Source organism: Bradyrhizobium sp. UFLA05-153 (assembly GCF_054185185.1).
The window spans coordinates 57,500-80,160 of sequence record NZ_JBBIAM010000032.1 but is presented as its reverse complement, the minus strand read 5'-3'; the positions used below and the strand labels follow the sequence as shown (position 1 = coordinate 80,160).

The window sequence follows — 22,661 nt, the reverse complement described above, 5'->3', positions numbered from 1 at the left end:
CTCCTGTCCAGCTTCTTTCTCTTCGTCATCCTGGCGAAAGCCAGGATCCATTACCACCGGCCGTCATCGTGTCGGTCGGTGGCTGCCGTCCGTGCCTCATCGCGACACACGGGGTAATGGGTCCTGGCCTTCGCCAGGACGACAGCAACTACTGCAACACCTCAAAAAGTCCCGCCGCGCCCATGCCGCCGCCGACGCACATGGTGACGACCGCGTATTTGGCCTTGCGGCGGCGGCCTTCGATCAGGGCGTGACCGGTCAGCCGCGCGCCCGACATGCCGTAGGGATGGCCGACCGAGATCGCGCCGCCATCGACGTTGATCTTGTCGGGGTCGATGCCGAGCTTGTCGCGGCAGTAGAGCACCTGCACCGCGAACGCCTCGTTCAATTCCCACAGACCGATGTCGTCGACCTTGAGCCCGTGGCGCTTGAGCAGGCGCGGCACGGCGAAGACCGGGCCGATGCCCATCTCGTCGGGCTCGCAGCCGGCAGAGACGAAGCCGCGGAAGATGCCGAGCGGCTGCAGGCCACGCTTGGCCGCTTCCTTGTCGCTCATGATCACCGACGCGCTGGCGCCGTCCGAAAGCTGGCTGGCATTGCCGGCGGTGACGGTGAAGCCTTCGCCACGCACGGGCTTCAGGCCGGCGAGGCCTTCGGCGGTGGTTTCGGGGCGCGGACCTTCGTCCTGAGAGAGCGTCACGTCCTTGAAAGAGACTTCGCCGGTCGCCTTGTCGGTCACGGCCATCTTGGTGGTGATCGGCGCGAGCTCGTCCTTGAACTTTCCACCCTGCTGCGCGGCCGCGGTGCGGCGCTGGCTCTCCAGCGAATACTCATCCTGCTTCTCGCGCGAGATGCCATAGCGCTTCGCCACGATTTCAGCCGTGTCGATCATGGGCATGTAGACCTCGCCCTTGATCTTGAGCAGCGCCGGGTCCTGGGCGTGAAAGGCGTTCATCTTGTCGTTCTGCACCAGCGAGATCGACTCGCCGCCGCCACCGACCGCGATCTCGACACCGTCGAAGATCACCGAGCGCGCGGCAAGCGCGATCGCCTGGAGACCGGAGGCGCACTGACGATCGATGGTGGTGCCGGCGACGGTGACGGGCAGACCGGCACGCAGCAGCGCCTTGCGCGCGATGTTGCCGCCGGTCGAGCCCTGCTGGAGGGCGGCGCCCATCACGACGTCCTCAACCTCCTTCGGATCGATCTTCGCGCGCGCAACGGCCTCGCCGATGGCATGACCGAGCAGCGTCGCGCCCTCGGTGTTGTTGAGCGCGCCGCGATAGGCCTTGCCGATCGGCGTGCGGGCGGTGGAAACGATGACGGCGTCGGTCACGAGCGGACTCCTGTAGCGCTTTGTTGGGTGGATTGGGATGGTTTCTGCTGCTGGCGCAATTCATGGCGCGACAGCTTGCCGACCGGCGTGCGCGGCAGCTCATCGACAAATTCGAGGGCGGCCGGCAATTCATGCTTGCCGACCTTGCCGGTGAGGAAGGCGCGCAGATCGTCGATCGAGAACGACGTGGCATCCGGCTTGAGCTTGACGAACGCCTTGGCCGCCTCGCCGCGATATTGGTCGGGAATGCCGATGACGATGACCTCGTGCACGCCCGGGTGCGTATAGATCGCCTGCTCGATCATCTGCGGATAGACGTTGAATCCGCCGGAGATGATCATGTCCTTCTTGCGGTCGACCAGGAAGAAATAGCCGTCCGCGTCGCGATAGCCGATGTCGCCGGTGAGGAAGCGGCCATCGGCAAAGGATTCCGCGCTCTCCTTTGGCTTGTTCCAGTAGCCCTTGGTGACGTTCGGGCCCTTGATGCGGATCTCGCCCACTTCGCCCGGCGGCAGCACCTTCGTGGGATCATCGAGCGACACCACATCGAGTTCGATGCCGGGCAGCATCAACCCGATCGAGCCCGGCTTTTCCGGACCGACCGGCGGATGGCCGGTCCCGGGCGAGCAGGTCTCGGTCATGCCCCAGCCGCTCTTGAGCTTCTTGCCGACCTTGCGCTCGAAGAAATTCGCCACCTCCACCGGCAGCGGCGCGCCGCCGGAGCCGATCAGGGAGAGCGAAGAGAAATCGCGCTTGTCGAGATCGGGGAGCGCCGCGATCGCGATCCACATCGTCGGCACGCCCGGAAAGTAGGTCGCGCGCTTGACCTCGATGTCGTGCATGACAGCCTCGACGTCGAAGCGCTGGTGCAGCGAGATCAGGTTGCCGCGGCGGAGCGAGGACAAGAGAACGACGGTCAGCGCGTAGATGTGGAACAGTGGCAGCACGCAGATCACGCGCTCGATGACGTTGCCGCGCGCGGCGCGGGCCGGCTTGCCCCAGACGTCGTAGATCGACACGGCCGAGGTGAGATTGCCATGCGTGAGCATCGCGCCTTTCGGCAGGCCGGTGGTGCCGCCGGTATATTGCAGCAGCGCGACGTCATCGGCGGTGACGACAGGCCACTGCGCCGGCTTGGTCGCGCCGTCGACGAAGGTCTTGAAGGTGACGATCCTGGGATCGGCGGGGATCGCGGCTTGCGGCGTGCCGACCTTGCCCCAATGATCGTCCTCGCAGACGACCAGGCGGTCGATCAGGCCTTTTTCCAGAAACTTCAGCGCGGTCGGCAGCAGCGCTGCCAGGTTCGAGGTGACGAGCACCCGCGCGCCGGAGTCGCGGACCTTGTGCGAGAGCGCGATCTCGCCGTCGAGCGGAGAGAGATGCGCGACGCGCGCGCCGGCCTTCAGCGCACCGAAGAAATTGACGGGATGATCCGGCGTGTTGCCGAGGAACAGCGCAACGGAAGAGCCCTTGCTGCAGTCGGCGCGCAGGAAGGCAGCGGCGGCCGATTCCGCCATCGCCTCCAGCTCGGTGTAGCTGATCGGGCGATCGCGGAATTCGAGCGCGGCACGCGCGCCGAAGTCGGCGGCTGCCTTCGAGAGGAGATCAGGCAACGTGCCCTGGACGATCGTGTCGTCCCAATGCACGCCTTCGGGATAAAACTGTTCGCCGGGATGGGTCATTGAGGTTCGTTACTCTGCATGGCCTGCAGCGATTTTGCGTGAGGTGGGCACACTGCCCGAGCTCCCTTCCCCCTTGCGGGGAAGGGTTGGGGAACGGGGTGCCACGAGCGCTGACCTCGCCCGGGGCTACCCCCCTCCCTGGCCCTCCCCCGCAAGGGGGGAGGGAACGGAGAGAGAGTCCCCTGGAACGTGAAATTCACGCGGCCAGCGCGATCCAATTGCATCACGCCGCTTTCGACTCGGCTGCGAGCGAGGCGAAGGTCTTGCCTTCGGCCGCGAGCTTCTTCAGCAGCGGCGCGGGCTCGAGGCTCGGGTCGTTGGTCTCCTTGGCGTAGACCGACAAACGATCGGCGATGTGCTTGAGGCCAACCGTGTCAGCCCAGTACATCGGGCCACCGCGATAGATCGGCCAGCCGTAGCCATAGAGCCAGACCACATCGATGTCCGACGGACGCGCGGCGATGCCTTCTTCGAGGATCTTCGCGCCCTCGTTGATCATCGGGTACATCATGCGCTCGAGGATCTCCTCGTCGCTGACGACGCGCTTCTTGCGACCGAGCCGCAGCAAGGTCTCGTCGATCAGCTTCTCGACCTCGGGATCGGGCAGCGGCGCGCGGGAGCCGGCTTCATACTTGTAATAGCCCTTGCCGGTCTTCTGGCCGAAGCGGCCGGCTTCGCACAGCGCGTCCGCGATCTCCGACTTGATGCCGCGGTCCTTGCGCGAGCGCCAGCCAATGTCGAGGCCGGCGAGATCGCCCATCGCGAACGGCCCCATCGGCATGCCGAACTTGGTCACGACGGCGTCGACCTGCTGCGGCAGCGCGCCTTCGAACAGCAGCTTTTCCGCCTGCTTGCCGCGCTGCGCCAGCATGCGGTTGCCGACAAAGCCGTCGCAGACGCCGACCACGGCCGGCACCTTCGCGATCTTGCGCGCGATGGTGACGGCGGTCACCAGCGCATCCGGCGCGGTCTTGTCGGCGCGCACGATCTCGCACAGCTTCATGACGTTGGCCGGCGAGAAGAAGTGCATGCCCAAAACGTCCTGCGGACGCTTGGTGGACTTCGCGATCTCGTCGATGTTGAGATACGAGGTGTTGGAGGCGAGCACGGCACCTGGCTTGACGTATTGGTCGAGCTTGCCGAACACTTCCTTCTTGACCGCCATGGTCTCGAACACGGCCTCGATGACGAGGTCGGCATTGCCGACATTCTCGATGCCGACGACACCGTTGATCAGCGCCATGCGCTTGGCGGGCGCGTCCGCCGGGATGCCACCGCGCGCCGCGGTCGCTTCCCAGTTCTTCTGCATGATGCCCATGCCACGCTTGAGCTGCTCCTCGCCGGTCTCGATCAGGGTCACGGGGATGCCGGCATTGGCAAAGGACATCGCGATGCCGCCGCCCATGGTGCCCGCGCCGAGGATGGCGACGCGCTCGACGGGACGCGACTTGGTGCCCTCGGGCACGCCGGCGATCTTGTTGGCCTCGCGCTCGGCGAAGAAGGCGTAGCGCTGCGCCTTGGACTGGTCGCTGGTGAGGAGCTTGAGGAAGCCTTCGCGCTCCTTCTTCAGGCCCTCGTCGAACGGCAGGTCGATGGCATAGCCAACGGCGTCCGCGGCGGCGAACGGCGCTTCCAGGCCGCGCGACTTCTTAGTCATCGCGGCGACCGCGTTGGTGAAGATCGAGCGATCGGCCCTGGCAGCCGCGATCTTGCTGTCGTCGTCGCGCAGGCGCCGCAAGGGACGCTTCTCGGCGAGCAGCTTGCGGACGAAGGCTTCGCCGCCGGCCGCCGGACCTTCGACGATCTCCTCGATCAAGCCGTTCTTCAGCGCTTCCGCCGCGCCGATCGGATCACCGCCGACGATCATCCTGACCGCGAGCTCCGGGCCGACCGCTCGCGGCAGACGCTGGGTGCCACCGGCGCCGGGCAGGAGACCGAGCTTCACCTCGGGCAGGCCGAGCTTTGCCTCTTTCGTCGCCACGCGGAAATGACAGGCAAGCGCAACCTCGAGACCGCCGCCGAGCGCGGTGCCATGGATCGCGGCGACGACGGGCTTGGGCGAATTCTCGATCTCCGAGAGCACGTCGTTGAGCGCGGGCGGCTTCGGCGGCTTGCCGAACTCGGTGATATCGGCGCCGGCGATGAAGGTGCGGCCGGCGCAGGTCAGCACGATGCCCTTGATGGCGGGATCGGCGACCGCCTGCTTGACGCATTCCAGGATTCCGCCGCGGACGGCCGCACTGAGCGCATTTACCGGAGGGCTATTGACCGTGACGACCCCGATCTCGTCATGACGCTCAAGCTTGACCACTTCGCTCACGGCATACCCTCCAGTTAAGGATTTACTTTTGTTTCAATTTCGCGGTGCGGAATTTAATTCCGCATCTTGACGGCAGGGTTATTTTGAAGCACGAGCCTTGTCAACGACTCCGCGCAAGAAGCAGATCAGGGATGAAGCGTACAGGAAAGAAACCAGCGACCGATCGGAACTTCGTCGTCGCGCTTTCCCGCGGGCTCGATGTATTGCGCGCATTCCAACCCAACGACGGGCTTCTCGGCAATCAGGAGATCGCGGCCCGCACGAATTTGCCCAAGCCAACCGTGTCGCGGCTGACTTATACGTTGACGAAACTCGGTTATCTTACACCGGTTCCCCGCTTCGAAAAGTACCAGCTCGCGCCCGCCGCCTTGGCGCTCGGTTACGCGGCGCTGGCCAATCTCGGCATTCGACACCTGTCCGAGCCGTTTCGCGAGGAAGTGATGCGCGCCACGGGCGGCGCGGTCGCGGTCGGCGGTCGCGACCGCCAGAGCATGATCTATTTCGGGCAGAGCCGGGGCAGCGAAACGGTCGGCGTTCAACTTGACGTCGGCTCCCGCGTGCCGATTGCAACCAGCGCGATGGGCCGCGCCTATTTCTGGGCGCTCGACGAAGAGGAGCGCGCTTCGCTCCTGCGCGACCTGCGCGAACACTACGGCAGCCGCTGGCCGAAATTGCGCGACGGGTTGGAGCGTTCCGGCGAGACGGTCGCGAAATACGGCTTTGCGATTTCAGTCGGCGACTGGCACGACGACATCGGCGCCGCGGGCGTCGCACTCAGGCTGAACGACGGAACCGGACCCTACGCGTTCAATTGCGGCGCGCCCGCATTCCGTTTCACGGAAGAGCGTTTGATCACCGACATTGGACCACGTCTCTTGGCGATGGTAAGGAACATCGAAGCGGCGCTCGGCGGAATAGCGCCGCAATTCAAAAAAGAAGCCGGCAAGAAGCTAAAATCAGGAGGAAAAGTTGCACGTGTGGCCGAGGGGATCAGATAGCCATCGTCGTTGCAGAGGGCGCTTCGTGTCGCCCTCCGGCCCACTCAACGGTGTAGGCGAGACGAGATGACGCAGGTACAGCTCGCGCAGGGGAATTCTCCTCTGCTCGCGGTTCGCGACGTCAGCGTCGTGTTCGGCGGCATCGTCGCGCTCAACGGCGTGTCTTTTGACATGCACAAGGGCCAGATCCTCGGATTGATCGGCCCCAACGGTGCCGGCAAGACCACGCTGTTCAATTGCCTCTCGCGGCTCTACCAGCCCTCGTCCGGCGACATCCTGCTGGAAGGCGCGAGCATTTTGACGCGCCCGCCGCACCGGATCGCCGAGATCGGCATCGGCCGCACCTTCCAGAACGTGGCGCTGTTCCCCAACCTGTCAGTGATGGACAATGTGCGCGTCGGCACGCATGCGCGCACCTCCAGCGACATCATCAGCGACTCGCTTCGCCTCGCCTGGGTTCGCCGCAGTGAGTCGAGCGTCAACAAGAAGGTGCACGAGATCCTCGCCTATCTCGACCTCGAGGACGTCGCTCACACCACCGTCTCTGGCCTGCCCTTCGGTACGCAGAAGCGCGTCGAGCTGGCGCGGGCGCTGGCGGCTGATCCAAAAATCCTGCTGCTCGACGAGCCGGCCGGCGGTCTCAACCATGAAGAGGTCTACGTGCTCGGCGACCTCATCCGCCGCATCCGCGACGACCGCCACATGACCGTGCTGCTGGTCGAGCACCACATGGGCCTCGTCATGTCGATCGCCGACCATGTCGTGGCGCTGAATTTCGGCAAGAAGCTCGCGGAAGGCACGCCCGCCCAGGTGCAGGCGGATCCCGACGTCATCAAGGCCTACCTCGGGAGCAAGGACCAATGACGATGCTGCTCAACGTCAAGGACCTGCGCGCCTATTACGGCCAGGTGCAGGCCCTTCACGGCCTGTCCTTTTCGCTCAACGAGGGCTCGCTGACCACGCTCTTGGGGGCCAACGGCGCCGGCAAGACCACGACGCTGCGCGCGATCTGCAACATGGTGCGTTCCACCGGTGCGATCGAGTTCGACGGCAAGCCGCTCGCCAGCCGTTCGACCGAGAACATCGTGCGCTTCGGCATCGCGCATGTGCCGCAGGGCCGCGGCACCTTCACCAACATGACGGTGGAGGAAAATCTTCAACTCGGAGCCATCACCCGCAAGGACAATGCAGGCATCGTCACCGACATCGAGCGCATGTATGCGCATTTCCCGGTCCTCAAGCAGCGGCACACCCAGCAGGCCGGCACGCTCTCGGGCGGCGAGCAGCAGATGCTCGCGGTTGCCCGTGCGCTGATGCTGCGGCCGCGCCTGATGCTGCTGGACGAGCCGTCCTTCGGACTTGCGCCGCTGGTCGTACGCGACCTTTTCAAGATCCTCGGCAAGATCAACCGCGAAGACAAGGTCACGATCCTGGTGGTCGAGCAGAACGCCCAGCTCGCGCTCGAGCTCGCCGACCAGGCCTATGTGATCGAGACCGGCCGCATCGTGATGTCGGGTAACGCCAAGGACATCGCGAACAACGAGGACATCCGCAAATCCTATCTGGGTTACTGAGGGAGCCGGGACGATGGAGCTTTTCACCAACCAGATCCTGGCCGGGATTGCGACCGGCGCGATCTATGCCTGCATGGCGCTCGCAGTGGTCATGATCTACCAGGCGATCGACCATCTCAACTTCGCGCAGGGCGAGATGGCGATGTTCGCGACCTTCATCTCCTGGCAGCTGATGCAATGGGGTGTGCCCTATTGGGCCGCCTTCGTGATCACGCTGGCGTTCGCTTTCGTCGGCGGCATCGCGATCGAGCGCATCCTGTTCAAGCCGCTCGCCAAGGCGCCGATCCTGACCAACGTCGCCGGCTTCATCGCGCTGTTTGCCATCATCAACTCCTCGGCCGGCCTGATCTGGGACTTCACCATCAAGCAATATCCGACCCCGTTCGGCTCCTCGCCGTTCCTCGGCAGCCAGCTCATCTCGACCCACCAGGCCGGCATGATCGGCGTCACCTTGCTGCTGCTGGTTGGCCTGTTCTTCTTCTTCCAGTACACTCGAATCGGCCTCGCGATGCGGGCAGCTGCCTCGCTGCCTGAATCGGCGCGGCTCGTCGGCATCAACACGAGCTGGATGATCGCGCTCGGCTGGGGCATGGCATCGGCGATCGGCGCGATCGCCGGCATGCTGATCGCCCCGGTGGTATTTCTCGAGCCCAACATGATGGGCGGCGTCCTGATCTACGGCTTTGCCGCGGCCGTGCTCGGCGGCCTGTCGAGCCCGTTCGGCGCGGTGGTCGGCGGCTTCCTGGTCGGCATCTTCGAGAACCTCGCCGGCACCTACATCCCCGGCGTCGGCAATGAGCTGAAGCTCCCGATCGCGCTCGCGCTGATCATTTCCGTCCTGGTCGTCAAACCCGCTGGCCTGTTCGGCCGGCACATCGTCAAGCGAGTTTGATCATGAGCGCAGCAGAAGAAGTCGTTGCCGAAGGCCACGAGGCGGTCGAGGCAGTTCCGAAGCGGGCCATGACGCTGAGCACGACCACCTCGCTGGTGGTGCTCGCAGTACTCCTGATCGTTCCGCTGTTCGCCAAGAACTTCATCATCTTCCAGCTGACGATGCTCCTGATCTACGGGCTCGCAGTGCTGGCGCTGAACATTCTCACCGGCGGGAGCGGCCAGTTCTCACTCGGCCAGAGCGCGTTCTACGCCGTCGGTGCCTATGTCACTGCGGTGCTGATGGAGCAGTTCAACGTCAACTATGCGCTCACGCTGCCGGTCGCCGGCGTGATCTGCTTCGGCTTCGGCTTCCTGTTCGGCCAGCCGGCGCTGCGGCTCTCCGGCGTCTATCTCGCGCTCGCGACGTTTGCGCTCGCCACCGCCATGCCGCAGCTTCTGAAGCTGAACTTCCTCGAGCACTGGACCGGCGGCGTACAGGGGCTCGTCGTCACCAAGCCGGACGCCCCGTTCGGCCTGCCGATGGGCCAGGACATGTGGCTCTATTACTTCACGCTCGTCGTCACGCTCGCGATCTACATCTTCTCGGTGAATCTCTTGCGCTCCCGCTCGGGCCGCGCCTTCATGGCGATCCGCGACAACGAGATCGCGGCATCCTCAATGGGCGTCAACGTCGCTCTCTACAAGACGCTGGCCTTCGGCGTGTCCGCCGGCATCACCGGTGTCGCCGGCGGCCTCAGCGCCATCGCGGTGCAGTTCGTCGCACCCGACAGCTACACCATCACGCTCGCGATCTCGCTGTTCCTCGGCATGGTCGTCGGTGGCGTCGGCTGGCTGCCCGGCTCGTTCGTCGGCGCCGCTTTCATCATCTTCGTGCCGAACATGGCGGAAAGCATCTCAAAAGGCCTCTCCGGCGCAGTGTTCGGCGTGCTCCTGTTCCTCGTCATCTTCCTGGTGCCGCATGGCGCAAGGCAGGTTGCGATCGTCAGCCAACAGTTGATTGGCAAACTCAAGAAGAACTGAAACGTCTAAAGGAGACTGAATTGCTGTTCGCAAGAATACTGGGAATCGTCGCTGTCGGAACGGCGGTCGCAACGATCACCTCCGGCGCAGCACTCGCCCAAAAGAAGTACGATACCGGCGCGACCGACACCGAGATCAAGATCGGCAACATCATGCCGTATAGTGGTCCGGCCTCCGCCTACGGCGTCATCGGCAAGACCGAAGAAGCCTATTTCAAGATGATCAACGACAAGGGCGGCATCAATGGCCGCAAGGTCAACTTCGTCACCTATGACGACGCTTACTCGCCGCCGAAGGCGGTCGAGCAGGTCCGCAAGCTCGTCGAGAGCGATGAGGTGCTGGCCGTGTTCAACCCGCTCGGCACGCCCTCCAACACAGCGATCCAGAAATATCTCAACGCCAAGAAGATCCCGCAGCTGTTCGTCGCGACCGGCGCCACCAAGTGGAACGATCCAAAGAACTTCCCATGGACCATGGGCTGGCAGCCCTCCTACCAGAGCGAAGCGCAAATCTACGCGAAGTGGCTCTTGAGGGAGAAACCCGACGCCAAGGTGGCGGTGCTCTATCAGAACGACGATTTCGGCAAGGACTATCTCAAGGGCACCAAGGACGGGTTCGGCGGCAAGGCCTCGAACATCATCATGGAAGAGAGCTATGAGGTGTCCGAGCCGTCGATCGACGGCCATATCGTCAAGATCAAGGCCGCCAATCCGGACGTGTTCGTGATCTACGCAACGCCGAAATTCGCCGCCCAGGCCATCAAGAAGGTGGCCGAGCTTTCCTGGAAGCCCCTTCAGATCGTCACCAACGTTTCGAGCTCGGTCGGCGGCGTGATGAAGCCCGCGGGCCTCGAAAACTCGCAAGGCATCCTGTCTGCCACTTACGGCAAGGACGCCGGCGACCCGCAGTGGGACAGTGACCCCGGCATGAAGAAGTGGTCGGAGTTCGTCGACAAGTACATGCCTGGCACGGACAAGAACGACAGCTTCGTCGTCTATGGCTATGGCGTTGCGCAGACGCTCGCAAAGGTGCTGGAAATGTGCGGCGATGATCTAACCCGCGCAAACGTCATGAAGCAGGCGGCGAGCCTGAAGGACTTCGCTCCTGACACCTTGCTGCCCGGCGTGAAGATCAATACCAGCGCGACCGATTTTGCCCCCATCAGCCAGCTCCAGATGCAACGCTTCAAGGGCGAGAAATGGGAACTCTTCGGCGAGATCATCAGCGGCGACGTCCCCTCCCAATGAAGCGCTGACGCAACAGCTTACCAGGTGAGCCCCCGCGAGCGATCGCGGGGGCTTTTTGTTGACGGCCGGCGCCAATCTTGTTCAATGCAGAGCCGATCCAACCGGGTGGGAGAGCAATGGCTGTCGTCCGTCTTCAGTTCGCGGCCCTGTCGGCCGCATTCATCTTGTGCACCGCAACGAACGGCACAGCTCTGGCACAAAAGAAATATGACACCGGCGCCACCGACACCGAGATCAGGATCGGCAACATCATGCCCTACAGCGGTCCGGCCTCCGCCTATGGCGTGATCGGCAAGACCGAAGAGGCCTATTTCAACAAGATCAATGCGGAAGGCGGTATCAACGGTCGCAAGATCAAGTTCATCTCCTACGACGATGCCTACTCGCCGCCGAAGACGCTCGAACAGGCCCGCAAGCTCGTCGAAAGCGACGAGGTGTTCCTAATCTTCGGATCGCTCGGCACCTCGACCAACGCCGCCATCCGCAAGTACATGAACGAGAAGAAGGTGCCGCAATTGTTCGTGGCGAGCGGCGCCTCCAAATGGAACGATCCGAAAAACTACCCATGGACCATGGGCTGGCAACCGAGCTACGCCAGCGAAGCGCGCATCTACGCCAAATACATCATCAAGGAGAAGCCCGAAGCCAGGATCGCCGTGCTCTACCAGAACGACGATTTCGGCAAGGACTATCTGAGGGGCCTGAAGGACGGCCTCGGGCCGAAGGCCTCGATGATCGTGCTCGAGGACGGCTACGACACCTCCGAGCCAGCGATCGACGAGCGCGTCGTGAAGCTAAAGGCCTCGGGCGCCGACGTCTTCATCAGCATTACCACGCCGAAATTCGCCGCCCAGGCGATCAAGAAGGCGGCCGAGATCAACTGGCATCCGATGCAAATCATCTCCAACGTCTCGGCATCGGTCGGCGGCGTGATCGAGCCGGCGGGCTTCGAGGTGTCGCAGGGCATCCTCTCGGCGACCTACGTCAAGGACGGCACCGACCCGCAGTGGAACGCCGACGACGGGATGAAGAGGTTCTACGATTTCCTCGCGCAATTTGATCCGAAGGCGAACAGGCTCGACGCCGCCGTCGCGTTCGGCTACGGCGCGGCGCAGACGATGGCGAAGGTTCTCCAGATGTGCGGCGACGATCTCACGCGCGAGAACGTCATGAGGCAGGCGGCGAGCTTGAAGGATTTCGCTCCGGACACGCTGCTTCCCGGCATCAAGATCAACACCGCGCCGGACAATTTCGCGCCGATCGCACAGCTCCAGATGATGCGCTTCAAGGGCAGGTCGTGGGAGCTGTTCGGCGACGTCATCTCCAGCGAACTCGGCCACTAGGGTACGCGGAGTGCTTACAACCGAAAATCGCAAGAGACGGTTTGCACAACTTCCATCAACAACATGCTCGGCGCGTGCCGCTATCTCGCAACTGCAACCGGTCACGTGCGCACATCATCCAATGTTTCGCACGCCTCCGCCAAGCGGATGACTACTAAAGGAGCAGCCCTCACGACGCCGTCGCGGGGGCTTTTTCTTGATGCTGCAACGCAAATCGTATTCAATTGCTGCCACGTCGCAAAAAAGACCAACGACAAGAAAAGGACGCACACACACCAAGAAAATCAGGGAGACTGGAATGCCCGCTGTCACTGGCAAACTTGCTGCCGCGTCAGTCGCGCTTGCGCTGTTCGCGGCCTCGACCTCCACTGCATCCGCCCAGAAGAAATACGATACCGGCGCGACCGACACCGAGATCAAGATCGGCAACATCATGCCCTATAGCGGCCCTGCGTCCGCCTACGGCATCATCGGCCGCACCGAGGCCGCCTATTTCAAGAAGATCAACGATGAGGGCGGCATCAACGGCCGCAAGATCAACTTCATCTCCTATGACGACGCCTATTCGCCGCCGAAGACGGTGGAGCAAGCACGCAAGCTCGTCGAGAGCGACGAGGTGTTGTTCATCTTCAACTCGCTCGGCACGCCGCCAAACTCGGCGATCCAGAAATACATGAACTCCAAGAAGGTGCCGCAGCTCTTCGTCGCGACCGGCGCCACCAAGTGGAATGATCCGAAAGACTTCCCCTGGACCATGGGCTGGCAGCCCAACTACCAGAGCGAGACGCAGATCTACGCAAAGTGGCTCTTGAAGAACAAGCCGGACGCCAAGATCGCGGTGCTGTTCCAGAACGACGACTACGGCAAGGACTATCTCAAGGGCCTCAAGGACGGTCTCGGCGCGAAGGCAGCGAGCATGATCGTCGCAGAGGAGAGCTATGAAACGTCCGAGCCGACCATCGACAACCATATCGTGAAGCTGAAATCGATCGGCGCCGACGTCTTCATGAACATCACGACGCCGAAATTCGCCGCGCAAGCGATCAAGAAGAACGCCGAGATCGGCTGGAAGCCGCTTCATTTCCTGAACAACGTCTCGGCCTCGGTCGGCAGCGTGCTCAAGCCCGCGGGCTTCGAGAATTCGCAGGACATCATCTCCGCGGACTATCTGAAGGACGTTTCCGACCCGCAATGGAACAAGGATCCCGGCATGAAGGAGTTTCTCGCCTTCATGACGAAGTACTTCCCGGACGGCGACAAGCTCGACCACGGCACCATCGTCGGCTACGGCGTGGCGCAGACCCTGGTGCAGGTGTTGAAGCAGTGCGGCGACAATCTCACGCGCGAGAACATCATGAAGCAGGCGGCGAGCCTGAAGGACTTCCGGACCGAGGTGCTGCTGCCCGGGATCCAGATCAATACGTCAGCGACCGACTTCGCGCCGATCAGCCAGCTCCAGCTCGAGAAGTTCAAGGGCGAGAAGTGGGAGCTGTTCGGCGACGTGATCAGCGCCGACGTCGGCGGCTAGCCGTCCAGCAGATTGGGCCGCGAAAAACGCCCCCCGCGAGAGTCTCGCGGGGGGTTTTCGTTGCCCATCACGCGATCGCATAATCGAATGATGGGCAAGCCCGCTTACGCTTTGCGCGGCGATGCGCTAGGCAAGGGGCAGGCCTACTCCGGCGAGGTCGCCGGCGCCGCCTCTCCTTGACGAAAGCATCGCCATGACCGACCGACGTCCCCTGCTCCGCGCCCTCTATGACGCCGCCGTTGCCGCCGCCCATCCGAGCACGATTCTCGCGCCGCACCTGCGCCCCGCGCCGAAGGGCCGCGTGATCTGCCTCGCCGCCGGAAAGGGCGCGGGCGCCATGGCCGCGGCCGCGGAGCGGCACTATCTCGATGGGCTCAAGCTCGATCCGGAGCGGCTGGTCGGCATCGCCACCACCCGCCACGGCTACGGCGTACCGACGCGACGCATCCGCGTGGTCGAGGCCGGCCATCCCGTGCCGGACGAAGCCGGCCTGAAGGGCGCCGCTGACACGCTCGCGCTCGCAGGCGAGGCCGGCCCTGATGATCTGCTGCTGGTGCTGCTCACCGGTGGCGGCTCGGCGAACTGGATCGCGCCGGTGGACGGCATCAGCTTTGCGCAGAAGCAGGCGGTCAACAAGGCGCTGCTCCGCTCGGGCGCGCCGATCGGCGAGATGAATGTCGTCCGCAAGCATCTGTCGCGCATCAAGGGCGGGCGGCTGGCGCGCGCCGGCAAAAATGCCGCCGAGATCGTCACGCTCGCGATCTCCGACGTGCCGCATGACGATCCCTCCGCGATCGCCTCCGGCCCCACCGTGCCGGATCCGACCACGCTGGCTGACGCGCGCGCGATCGTCGCGAAATACAAGCTCGACATCGACGATGCCGTTCGCCGCGCGCTCGACGATCCCGCCAACGAAAGCTGCAAGCCCGGCGATGCCGCGTTTGCGCGCGCCCATTTCGAACTGATCGCGCGGCCCAAGCAGTCCCTCGACGCCGCCGTCAAGCTCGCGAAGGACGCGGGCTATGAGGTGATCGATCTCGGCGCCGATCTCGAAGGCGAGGCGCGCGAGGTTGCCGCCGAGCATGCGAGGCTGGCCTTGAAGGCGCGCGCCGCTGGCAAACGCACCGCCATCCTCTCCGGCGGCGAGCTCACGGTGACCGTGCGCGGCAATGGCCGCGGCGGCCCGAACCAGGAATACGCGCTGGCGCTCGCCGGCCTGTTGAAGGACACACCCGACATCGCCGCGCTCGCCGGCGACACTGACGGCGCCGACGGCGGCGCCGGCAAGCCCACCGACCCCGCCGGCGCACTGATCGATGCTGCAACCTTCGCGAAGATGAAGACGCTGGCGCTCGAGCCGCAGGCCTATCTCGACAACAACGACGCGACGGCGTTCTTTGCCGCAACAGGAGACTTGCTGCTGCCCGGGCCGACGCTGACCAACGTGAACGACATCAGGGTAATTCTGGTGGATTGAGCCACGGCTCTCCCCTGTCATTGCGAGCGAAGCGAAGCAATCCAGGCTGCGTCCACGGATACAGTCTGGATTGCTTCGTCGCTGCGCTCCTCGCAATGACGGGATGTGTGGGCGCAGCTCACTCCTTGCCGCCGACGTGCTCCAGGAGCGCGAGCAGGCCTTTCAGCAGGTCGAGCGGCGACGGCGGGCAGCCCTTGATGTGTAGATCCACCGGAACGACCTCGGACACGCCGCCGACGCAGGCGTAGCTGCCTTTGAAGATGCCGCCATCAGCGGCGCAGCCGCCCACCGCGACCACCCATTTCGGATCGGGCGTGGCGTTATAGGTCCGCTCCAGCGCCTGCCTCATGTTCTTCGTCACCGGTCCCGTGACCAGCAGGACGTCGGCATGGCGCGGCGAGGCGACGAAGCGCAGACCGAAACGTTCGATGTCGTAGAAGGCGTTGGAGAGCGCGTGGATCTCCAGCTCGCAGCCATTGCACGAACCGGCGTCGACCTGGCGGATCGCGAGCGACCGGCCGAGTCTTGCCTGCGCCGCACGGTCGACCTTGCTGGCAAGTTCAGCCAGCGCGGTCTCGTCCGGCGCCGGGGCGGGCTCGGTCAGAGATCCGTGGGTGAGACTTTCGAGCAGGGTCTTGCGCATGGCTCAGAGATCCGCGCCCGAATAGGAACAGTTGAACGATTTGTTGCAGAGCGGGAAGTCGGCGATGATGTTGCCCTCGATCGCGGTCTCCAGCAGCGGCCACTGGAACCAGGAGGCATCGCGCAGGTGGCAGCGCTGCACGCGCAACTCCCGGTCCAGCCTGAGCCAGACCAGCACGTCACCGCGAAACGCTTCGGTCACAGCCAGGCCTTCGCATTCGCCGTGCCCGGCCGGCAGCGCGCTCATGATCTCGCCCGGTGCCATCAGGTCCAGAATCTGCGCGATCAGCGCAACGCTCTGCTCGACCTCGCGGATGCGGATCCAGACCCGCGCATTGACGTCGCCCGCCTCGAGCACCGGCACCTCGAACGACAGCCGATCGTAGGGGGCGTAGGCAAGCATGCGCCGCGCATCGAAATTGCGCCCCGAGGCACGGCCGACATAGCCGCCGGCGCCGAACTGGCGCGCATATTCCGTTTTCACGATGCCCGTGGTGACGGTGCGGTCCTGAAGCGACGCCGTGTTGTCGTAGAGTTCGATCAGGCGTGGAAACACCTTGTCGATTTCGGCAAGCAGCGTGCGCAGTGCCGCAATGCCGTCCGGTGCGATGTCGCGCACCACGCCGCCGGGCATGATGACGTCCATCATCAACCGATGGCCGAATGCAGCATCGGCGGCGCGCAGGCAGCGCTCGCGCAAAATGCCGGTCTGCGCATGCATCAACGCGAAAGAGGCGTCATTGCAGATCGCGCCGATGTCGCCGAAATGATTGGCAAGCCGCTCCAATTCCGCCATCAGCGCCCGCAAGTGCGTCGCGTGCGGCGGCGCCTCGATGTCGAGCGCTGCCTCGGCAGCGCGCGCAAAGGCAAAAGCGTAGGCAACGGCGCTGTCGCCAGAGGTACGATTGGCGAGCTTTGCCGCAGCCTCAAGGTTCGCGCCCTGGAGCAGGGATTCGACGCCCTTATGGGTATAGCCAAGCCATTGCTCCAGCCGCACCACATGCTCGCCATTGGCGGTGAAGCGGAAATGGCCGGGCTCGATGATGCCGGCATGGACGGGTCCCACCGCAACCTGATGCAGCGCCTCGCCTTCGGCCGGTAGGAACCGATACAGGACCGCCTCGCGCGGCGCGTTGCGGCTGCCGAGCGGGAACGATTTGTCCCAGACGTAATGGTCGAGCCACGGCCGCACATCGTCAGCGCTGGTTGACGTCAGCCCGAACAGGTCGTGGATGGTACGCTCCAGCCGCAGCGCGGGCGGATGATGGCGGGCGACGCTTGGAAAGCTACCCGCCGCACATTCGTAGGTGACGACCGCGATCTCGGCGACGGCTTCATCGAGCAGCGCCATGTGGACAACGGCCGGCTCACCCCAGAGGCCAAGCAGGGCCAGACGGCCGGCGGCCAGTTCGTCGACTGCGGCCCGCCAGCCCGCTTCTGCCACGACGACACGCGGCCAGGGGCGGTGCGACGGCACCGCGTGAACATGGGGGATGCTGTCGAGGATACCCATCGCCTATCCCAGCAGCTTTGCGACGTTAGTAAAGCCGGTCACCAGGACCGGCGGCAGATAGATCCCCGCCATCGCGACCAGCGCCAGATGCGTGAACATCGGCACGTAGGAGGCCTCCGCCGGCGCGGTCTTGCCCTTGGGCTCGCCGAACATCACGACGCCGATCCGCAGCAAGAGCCCGCCGAGCGCGATGATGATACCGAGCACCAGGATCGCGGTCAGCCATGGCGCGCGGGAAAAGGTCGAGCTGACGACCAGGAACTCGCTCATGAAGATGCCGAGCGGCGGCAGGCCGACGATGGCGATGACGCCGAGCATCAGGGCCCAGCCGAGCACCGGGTTGGTCACCGTGAGCCCACCAATGTCGGCGATCTTCTGCGTACCCTTGACCTGCGCGATGTGACCGACCGCGAAGAAGATCGCGGACTTGGTCAGCGAGTGCATGGTCATGTGCAGAAGGCCTGCGAAGTTCGCGAGCGGCCCGCCCATGCCGAAGGCAAAGACGATGATGCCCATGTGCTCGATCGAGGAATAAGCGAACATGCGCTTGATGTCGCGGCGGCGGTACAGCATCAGCGCCGCGAAGATCACCGAGATCAGGCCCATCGTCACCATCAGCGGCCCCGGCGCGATCGCCGCCGAATTGACCGCGAGCATCATCTTGAAGCGCAGAAGCGCATAGAGCGCGACATTCAGCAGAAGGCCCGAGAGCACCGCGGAGATCGGCGTTGGGCCTTCGGCGTGCGCGTCGGGCAGCCAGGCGTGCAGCGGCGCGAGGCCGACCTTCGTGCCGTAGCCAAGCAGCAGGAAGACGAAGGCGACGTTGAGCAGCGCCGGATCGAATGCGGCGGCGTGCTGGACCAGCACGGTCCACACCATGCCGTCGAGCCCTTCGCCCACCGCAGGACGCGCCGCCATGTAGACCAGGATGGTGCCGAACAGCGCCAGCGCGATGCCGACGCTGCCGAGGATGAAATACTTCCACGCGGCTTCGAGCGCCTCATGGGTACGGTAGATACCGACCATCAGCACGGTCGTCAGCGTCGCGACCTCGACCGCAACCCACATCAGGCCGATATTGTTGGCGATGAGCGCGAGGTTCATCGCGAACATCAGGATCTGGTACATCGCGTGATAGAAGCGCAGGAAGGCCGGCGTCAGCCGTCCGGTCTCGATTTCGTGATGGATGTAGCTCGCGCTGAACACGGATGTGGTGAAGCCGACGAAGGTCGTCAGCACGATGAAGACCTTGTTGAGGTCGTCGAGCAGCAGATATTGCCCTGACGTCGGTTCGATCACGAACAGCGAGAGCGAGGTGAGGAAGGTCGCGAGCGCCGCAACGACGTTGAGCTTTGCCGTCAGGAAGTAGCCGGGCAGTATCGCGAGCAGCGCGGCCGAGATGGCCGGGATCAACAGGATGGCACCGAGCGCGTCGATCGTCATCGCCGCTCTCCCCTGAAGCGGTCGAGCGCCTGCACATCGACACTGTCGAAACGCTCGCGGATGCGAAACAGGAAGATGCCGATCACGATGAAGGCGATCAGCACCGAAAAGGCGACGCTGATCTCGACCACCAGCGGCATGCCCTTGGCACCAGTCGCCGCCAGCACGAGGCCATTCTCCAGCGACATGAAACCGACCACCTGGCTCACGGCATTGCGCCGCGTCACCATGATCAGGAGCCCGAGCAGCACCACCGACAGCGCGAAGGCCAGGTCCTCGCGCGCGAGCGCATCCGCGCCCGGCGTCACCCGCAGCATCACCACCATCGACAGCGCGACGAGGCCGATGCCGGCCATCATGGTGAGCCCGATGCCGATCACGTTCTCGATCTCGCGGTGAATGCCGAGCCGCCGGATGATCCGGTGCAGCGCTACCGGAATGATGATGGCCTTGAAAACGAGAGCGATCAGCGCGGTGACATAGAGATGCGGCGCCGCCTGCACATAGGCCTGCCAGGCCACCGACAACGCCAGCACGCCGGCGTGCAGCGCATAGACGTTGAGCAGCGCATAGAGCCGGTCCTGGTAAAGCAGCATGAAGCTCGCCAGCACGAGCGATCCGGCGAGCAGGTGGGCGATATCGAATTGCAGGCTGCTCATGTCCTACAGGCTCCCCGACACGAAGCGCAGCAGCGTCGCGAGCAGCGCCAGCATCAGCGCCGCCCCCAAAAACTCCGGAATACGGAATACGCGCATCTTGGCGATCGACGTCTCGAACAGCGCGAGCAGGAAGCCAAGAACTGCAAGCTTGCCGAAATAGAGCACCGCGCCGAACGCCAGTGTCGCGACGCTCGCATCCGCAGTCGCGGTGCCCCAGGGCAGGAACACGCAGGCGATCAGCGAGACGTAGAGCAGCAGCTTGAGCTGCGACGACAGGTCGATCAGCGCAAGATGCCGCCCCGAATATTCCAGCACCATGGCCTCATGAACCATCGTGAGCTCGAGATGGGTCGCGGGATTGTCGACGGGGATGCGGGCATTCTCCGCCAGCGCCACAATGGTCAGCGCGACGAACGCCATGCCGAGCGACACGCGCAGACCGACCGCGTCCGAGCCCATGAACTCGGCAACGTTGGAAAGCTGGGTCGAGCCCGCGATCATGGCGACCGCGAACACCGTTATCAGGATGGCAGGCTCGGCCAGGGTCGCGATCATCACCTCGCGGCTGGAGCCGATGCCGCCGAAGGCGGTGCCGACATCCATGCCGGCAAGCGCCTGGAAGAAACGCGCGCTGCCGAGCAGCGCAATGATGGCGATGAGGTCGGCGGTCCCGGAGAACAACAGACCGTTGCCGAAGGTCGGCACCAGCGAAGCCGCTACCCAGGTGCCGGCAAACATCAGGTAGGGAATGACGCGGAACAGCCATGAAGCGTTGTCCGCGAGCACGACGTCCTTGCGCATCAGGCGGACGAGGTCGCGATAGGGCTGAACCAGCGGCGGTCCGCGCCGGCGGAGCAGCCGCGCCTTCACCTTGCGGACAAAGCCGGTCAGCAGCGGGGCGAGCAGCAGCACCAGCAGCATCTGCGCGCCCTGCGAGAGGATGTCGCGCAGCGCGGTCATAGCGCCACCACCAGGAGCAGAACGATGAGCGCTCCGAAGACCAGCGTCAGATAGCGGCGGATGGTGAGGAATTGCAGGGTGTTGATGCGTTCGGTGGCGAAGCCGATGATCGTCGCGATCGGCGCGTAGAGCGCGTCCCAGATCAGATCGTGCAGTTCGACCTTGAGCCGTGCAGGCAGCGGCGATGATGGCGGTGGCATCTCGCCGATCTCGCGTGCCGCAAAGATCACGCTGCCGAACACGCGGCGGATCGGCTGCGAGAAGCTCGAGGCGGAGTATTGGATCGTGGGGTCGGGGTCGGGATACCCGCAATCCCAGGCGGGCGCGCGGCGCAGGCGATCGGAGGCGAGGCGGTGAATGGCCGACGCCGCGGCGGTGCCGCAGAGCGCAACGAACAGGAAGACGAGAAGGCCGTTATAAGAGCTGCGGCTTTCCGCGATCGGCACGATCGTGAGCCATTCCAGCCCGGTCTGATGCGGCATGACGTTGCCGACCATGGCCTTGCTCACCGGCGCCAGCGCGTCGATGAACAGGCCGGGCAGGATGCCGGCGACGAGGCAGAGTGCCGCAAGCGCGAACATCGCAGCCAGCGAGAAGCGATCGGTCTCATGCGCGCTTGCGGCGACATCCGTGCGCGGCCGGCCGAGGAAGCTGATGCCATAGAGTTTGACGAAGCAGGCCGCGGCGAAAGCCGCCGCCAGCGCCAGGAGGCCGCCGACCGCGGGGATGGCGAGCTTCAAACCCCAGGATGGCAGTTGCGGCGACAGCAGGATTGCCTGGAAGGTCAGCCATTCCGAGACAAAACCGTTGAAGGGCGGCAGCGCCGAGATCGCGACGCAGCCGACCAGCATCGCGAAGGCCGTGCGTGGCATGCGATGGATCAGCCCGCCGAGCTTCTCCATGTCGCGCGCGCCGGTTGCCTCCAGCACCGCGCCGGCGCCGAAGAACAGAAGGCTCTTGAACAGCGCGTGATTGAAGACGTGCAGCATCGCCGCGGTGAAGGCGAGCGCCGCCACCCAGTCGAGCCCCTGCGCCTTGAAAGCGAGCGCGAGCCCGAGGCCGGTGAAGATGATGCCGATGTTCTCGATGGTCGAATAGGCCAGCACGCGCTTGATGTCGCGCTGCATCAGCGCATAGAGCACGCCTAGCGTCGCGGTGGGGCCGCCGACCAGCAGCACCACCATGCTCCACCACCACTCAGGCTCCGGCAACAGGTCAAACACGATGCGGACGAAACCATAGACGGCGACCTTGGTCATCACGCCGCTCATGAGGGCCGAGACGTGGCTGGGAGCGGCGGGATGAGCAAGTGGCAGCCAGGCGTGCAGCGGCACGACGCCCGCCTTCGAGCCGGCGCCGAGCAGGACGAGGATCACCACCATGCCGGCGAGCGCGGCCGAGGGATGCGAAGCGCGGATCGCGTCGAAATCGTAACCGGCACCGCTCGCAAGCAGACCGAAGGCGAGCAGCAGGACCAGCGTGCCGAAGCTTGCCATCAGGAGATAGACATAGCCGGCACGGATATTCTCCGCCTCGCGGTGGTGCGACACCACCAGAGCCCAGGAGGTCAGCGACATGAACTCCCACGCCACCAGAAAGCTGAAGGCGTCGTTGGCGAGCACGACCGTATTCATGCCGGCGAGATAGGCGGGATAGAACGGCAGCACGCGACCGGGAGATTCTTCATGCGCGCCGTAGCCGAGCGCGAACAGGCTGGCGGCCGCGCCACCAAGATTGATCACGACCAGGAAGAAGGCCGACAGCGCATCGAGACGGAAGTGAGCCCCCAGCCAGGGCAGGCCGATCGGCAGAGTGGCACTCAACACGGGATGGGCCGAATCGAGCAGGTGAAGGAGCGCGGTGACGCAGAGTGCCGCGGTGACGACCAGGCAGGCGCCATAGAGCACGGCCGAACCGCGCGGGTACGACGACAGCACGATCCCGACCGGCGCCAGCGCCAGCAGCAGTGCCACCGACCATAGCGCCACCGAGATCATTAGAGCTCCCGGATTGCGAGTTGTGCGC

General features: G+C 64.3%; 18 protein-coding genes. 9 read left to right on the top strand and 9 right to left on the bottom strand.

Features of this window, described 5'->3' with window-relative positions:
* Positions 1 to 148: 148 nt before the first annotated feature.
* The 3 genes from Q2941_RS20620 to Q2941_RS20610 form a co-directional block, all read right to left on the bottom strand.
* Complete coding sequence (locus tag Q2941_RS20620; protein WP_458193562.1) at positions 149 to 1,336, bottom strand: acetyl-CoA C-acyltransferase; 1,188 nt, start codon at positions 1,334 to 1,336, stop codon at positions 149 to 151.
* On the bottom strand, positions 1,333 to 3,018 hold the full coding sequence (gene pimA / locus Q2941_RS20615) for a dicarboxylate--CoA ligase PimA (RefSeq protein WP_458193561.1): 1,686 nt from the start codon (positions 3,016 to 3,018) through the stop codon (positions 1,333 to 1,335). The genes Q2941_RS20620 and pimA overlap by 4 nt, the downstream gene beginning before the upstream one ends.
* Positions 3,019 to 3,241: 223 nt before the next feature.
* The gene (locus tag Q2941_RS20610; RefSeq protein WP_458193560.1) at positions 3,242 to 5,338 is read right to left on the bottom strand and encodes a 3-hydroxyacyl-CoA dehydrogenase NAD-binding domain-containing protein; all 2,097 of its coding nucleotides are present in this window, start codon (positions 5,336 to 5,338) and stop codon (positions 3,242 to 3,244) included.
* Between the two features lie 131 nt (positions 5,339 to 5,469).
* Here Q2941_RS20610 and Q2941_RS20605 point away from each other — a divergent pair, with 131 nt between their 5' ends.
* The 9 genes from Q2941_RS20605 to Q2941_RS20565 all read left to right on the top strand — a co-directional run bounded on the left by Q2941_RS20605 (position 5,470) and on the right by Q2941_RS20565 (position 15,419).
* A complete protein-coding gene (locus tag Q2941_RS20605) occupies positions 5,470 to 6,336 on the top strand; it encodes an IclR family transcriptional regulator (protein WP_254109164.1) in 867 nt (288 codons plus the stop codon).
* Between the two features lie 66 nt (positions 6,337 to 6,402).
* Entirely contained in the window at positions 6,403 to 7,200 is a 798-nt protein-coding gene (locus Q2941_RS20600; RefSeq protein ID WP_254102943.1) for an ABC transporter ATP-binding protein, read from the top strand.
* Positions 7,197 to 7,910 carry an ABC transporter ATP-binding protein gene (locus Q2941_RS20595; RefSeq protein WP_254109166.1) on the top strand — a complete coding sequence of 238 codons (714 nt, stop codon included), beginning with the start codon at positions 7,197 to 7,199 and terminating at the stop codon, positions 7,908 to 7,910. Before Q2941_RS20600 ends, Q2941_RS20595 begins: the two co-directional genes overlap by 4 nt.
* A gap of 13 nt (positions 7,911 to 7,923) precedes the next feature.
* The gene (locus tag Q2941_RS20590; protein ID WP_458193559.1) at positions 7,924 to 8,802 is read left to right on the top strand and encodes a branched-chain amino acid ABC transporter permease; all 879 of its coding nucleotides are present in this window, start codon (positions 7,924 to 7,926) and stop codon (positions 8,800 to 8,802) included.
* Positions 8,803 to 8,804: 2 nt separating this feature from the next.
* Positions 8,805 to 9,824, top strand: coding sequence for a branched-chain amino acid ABC transporter permease (locus Q2941_RS20585; protein ID WP_027521302.1), 1,020 nt, complete (start codon positions 8,805 to 8,807; stop codon positions 9,822 to 9,824).
* A gap of 20 nt (positions 9,825 to 9,844) precedes the next feature.
* A complete protein-coding gene (locus tag Q2941_RS20580; protein WP_027521303.1) occupies positions 9,845 to 11,071 on the top strand; it encodes an ABC transporter substrate-binding protein in 1,227 nt (408 codons plus the stop codon).
* A gap of 116 nt (positions 11,072 to 11,187) precedes the next feature.
* Positions 11,188 to 12,414: an ABC transporter substrate-binding protein gene (locus Q2941_RS20575; RefSeq protein ID WP_027521304.1), complete on the top strand. Its 1,227-nt coding sequence runs from the start codon at positions 11,188 to 11,190 to the stop codon at positions 12,412 to 12,414.
* Positions 12,415 to 12,712: 298 nt separating this feature from the next.
* Positions 12,713 to 13,942, top strand: a complete 1,230-nt coding sequence (locus tag Q2941_RS20570) for an ABC transporter substrate-binding protein (protein ID WP_027521305.1) — start codon at positions 12,713 to 12,715, stop codon at positions 13,940 to 13,942.
* Positions 13,943 to 14,135: 193 nt separating this feature from the next.
* Positions 14,136 to 15,419, top strand: a complete 1,284-nt coding sequence (locus Q2941_RS20565) for a glycerate kinase type-2 family protein (protein ID WP_254109168.1) — start codon at positions 14,136 to 14,138, stop codon at positions 15,417 to 15,419.
* A 118-nt stretch (positions 15,420 to 15,537) separates the two neighbouring features.
* Here Q2941_RS20565 and Q2941_RS20560 read toward each other — a convergent pair whose 3' ends face one another.
* Genes Q2941_RS20560 through hyfB form a run of 6 tightly spaced genes read right to left on the bottom strand, consistent with a single transcriptional unit; the run spans position 15,538 to position 22,633 of the window.
* Positions 15,538 to 16,062: an NADH-quinone oxidoreductase subunit B family protein gene (locus tag Q2941_RS20560; RefSeq protein WP_027521307.1), complete on the bottom strand. Its 525-nt coding sequence runs from the start codon at positions 16,060 to 16,062 to the stop codon at positions 15,538 to 15,540.
* Between the two features lie 3 nt (positions 16,063 to 16,065).
* A complete protein-coding gene (locus Q2941_RS20555; protein ID WP_458193558.1) occupies positions 16,066 to 17,574 on the bottom strand; it encodes a hydrogenase large subunit in 1,509 nt (502 codons plus the stop codon).
* Positions 17,575 to 17,577: 3 nt separating this feature from the next.
* Positions 17,578 to 19,017 carry a hydrogenase 4 subunit F gene (locus Q2941_RS20550; RefSeq protein ID WP_458193557.1) on the bottom strand — a complete coding sequence of 480 codons (1,440 nt, stop codon included), beginning with the start codon at positions 19,015 to 19,017 and terminating at the stop codon, positions 17,578 to 17,580.
* Positions 19,014 to 19,676 carry a hydrogenase-4 component E gene (locus Q2941_RS20545; protein WP_027521310.1) on the bottom strand — a complete coding sequence of 221 codons (663 nt, stop codon included), beginning with the start codon at positions 19,674 to 19,676 and terminating at the stop codon, positions 19,014 to 19,016. Before Q2941_RS20545 ends, Q2941_RS20550 begins: the two co-directional genes overlap by 4 nt.
* A gap of 3 nt (positions 19,677 to 19,679) precedes the next feature.
* On the bottom strand, positions 19,680 to 20,636 hold the full coding sequence (locus Q2941_RS20540; protein ID WP_458193556.1) for a respiratory chain complex I subunit 1 family protein: 957 nt from the start codon (positions 20,634 to 20,636) through the stop codon (positions 19,680 to 19,682).
* Positions 20,633 to 22,633 (bottom strand): hydrogenase 4 subunit B, encoded by a 2,001-nt coding sequence (gene hyfB / locus Q2941_RS20535; RefSeq protein ID WP_027521312.1) that lies wholly within the window; start codon positions 22,631 to 22,633, stop codon positions 20,633 to 20,635. Before hyfB ends, Q2941_RS20540 begins: the two co-directional genes overlap by 4 nt.
* Positions 22,634 to 22,661: the final 28 nt, after the last annotated feature.

Coding starts and splice junctions, on each gene's coding strand:
- Q2941_RS20550 (WP_458193557.1), bottom strand. CDS start 19,017: ATGACGATCGACGCGCTCGGTGCCATCCTGTTGATCCCGGCCATCTCG.
- Q2941_RS20545 (WP_027521310.1), bottom strand. CDS start 19,676: ATGAGCAGCCTGCAATTCGATATCGCCCACCTGCTCGCCGGATCGCTC.
- Q2941_RS20570 (WP_027521305.1), top strand. CDS start 12,713: ATGCCCGCTGTCACTGGCAAACTTGCTGCCGCGTCAGTCGCGCTTGCG.
- Q2941_RS20595 (WP_254109166.1), top strand. CDS start 7,197: ATGACGATGCTGCTCAACGTCAAGGACCTGCGCGCCTATTACGGCCAG.
- Q2941_RS20605 (WP_254109164.1), top strand. CDS start 5,470: ATGAAGCGTACAGGAAAGAAACCAGCGACCGATCGGAACTTCGTCGTC.
- Q2941_RS20555 (WP_458193558.1), bottom strand. CDS start 17,574: ATGGGTATCCTCGACAGCATCCCCCATGTTCACGCGGTGCCGTCGCAC.
- hyfB (WP_027521312.1), bottom strand. CDS start 22,633: ATGATCTCGGTGGCGCTATGGTCGGTGGCACTGCTGCTGGCGCTGGCG.
- Q2941_RS20575 (WP_027521304.1), top strand. CDS start 11,188: ATGGCTGTCGTCCGTCTTCAGTTCGCGGCCCTGTCGGCCGCATTCATC.
- pimA (WP_458193561.1), bottom strand. CDS start 3,018: ATGACCCATCCCGGCGAACAGTTTTATCCCGAAGGCGTGCATTGGGAC.
- Q2941_RS20585 (WP_027521302.1), top strand. CDS start 8,805: ATGAGCGCAGCAGAAGAAGTCGTTGCCGAAGGCCACGAGGCGGTCGAG.
- Q2941_RS20565 (WP_254109168.1), top strand. CDS start 14,136: ATGACCGACCGACGTCCCCTGCTCCGCGCCCTCTATGACGCCGCCGTT.
- Q2941_RS20600 (WP_254102943.1), top strand. CDS start 6,403: ATGACGCAGGTACAGCTCGCGCAGGGGAATTCTCCTCTGCTCGCGGTT.
- Q2941_RS20560 (WP_027521307.1), bottom strand. CDS start 16,062: ATGCGCAAGACCCTGCTCGAAAGTCTCACCCACGGATCTCTGACCGAG.
- Q2941_RS20590 (WP_458193559.1), top strand. CDS start 7,924: ATGGAGCTTTTCACCAACCAGATCCTGGCCGGGATTGCGACCGGCGCG.
- Q2941_RS20540 (WP_458193556.1), bottom strand. CDS start 20,636: ATGACCGCGCTGCGCGACATCCTCTCGCAGGGCGCGCAGATGCTGCTG.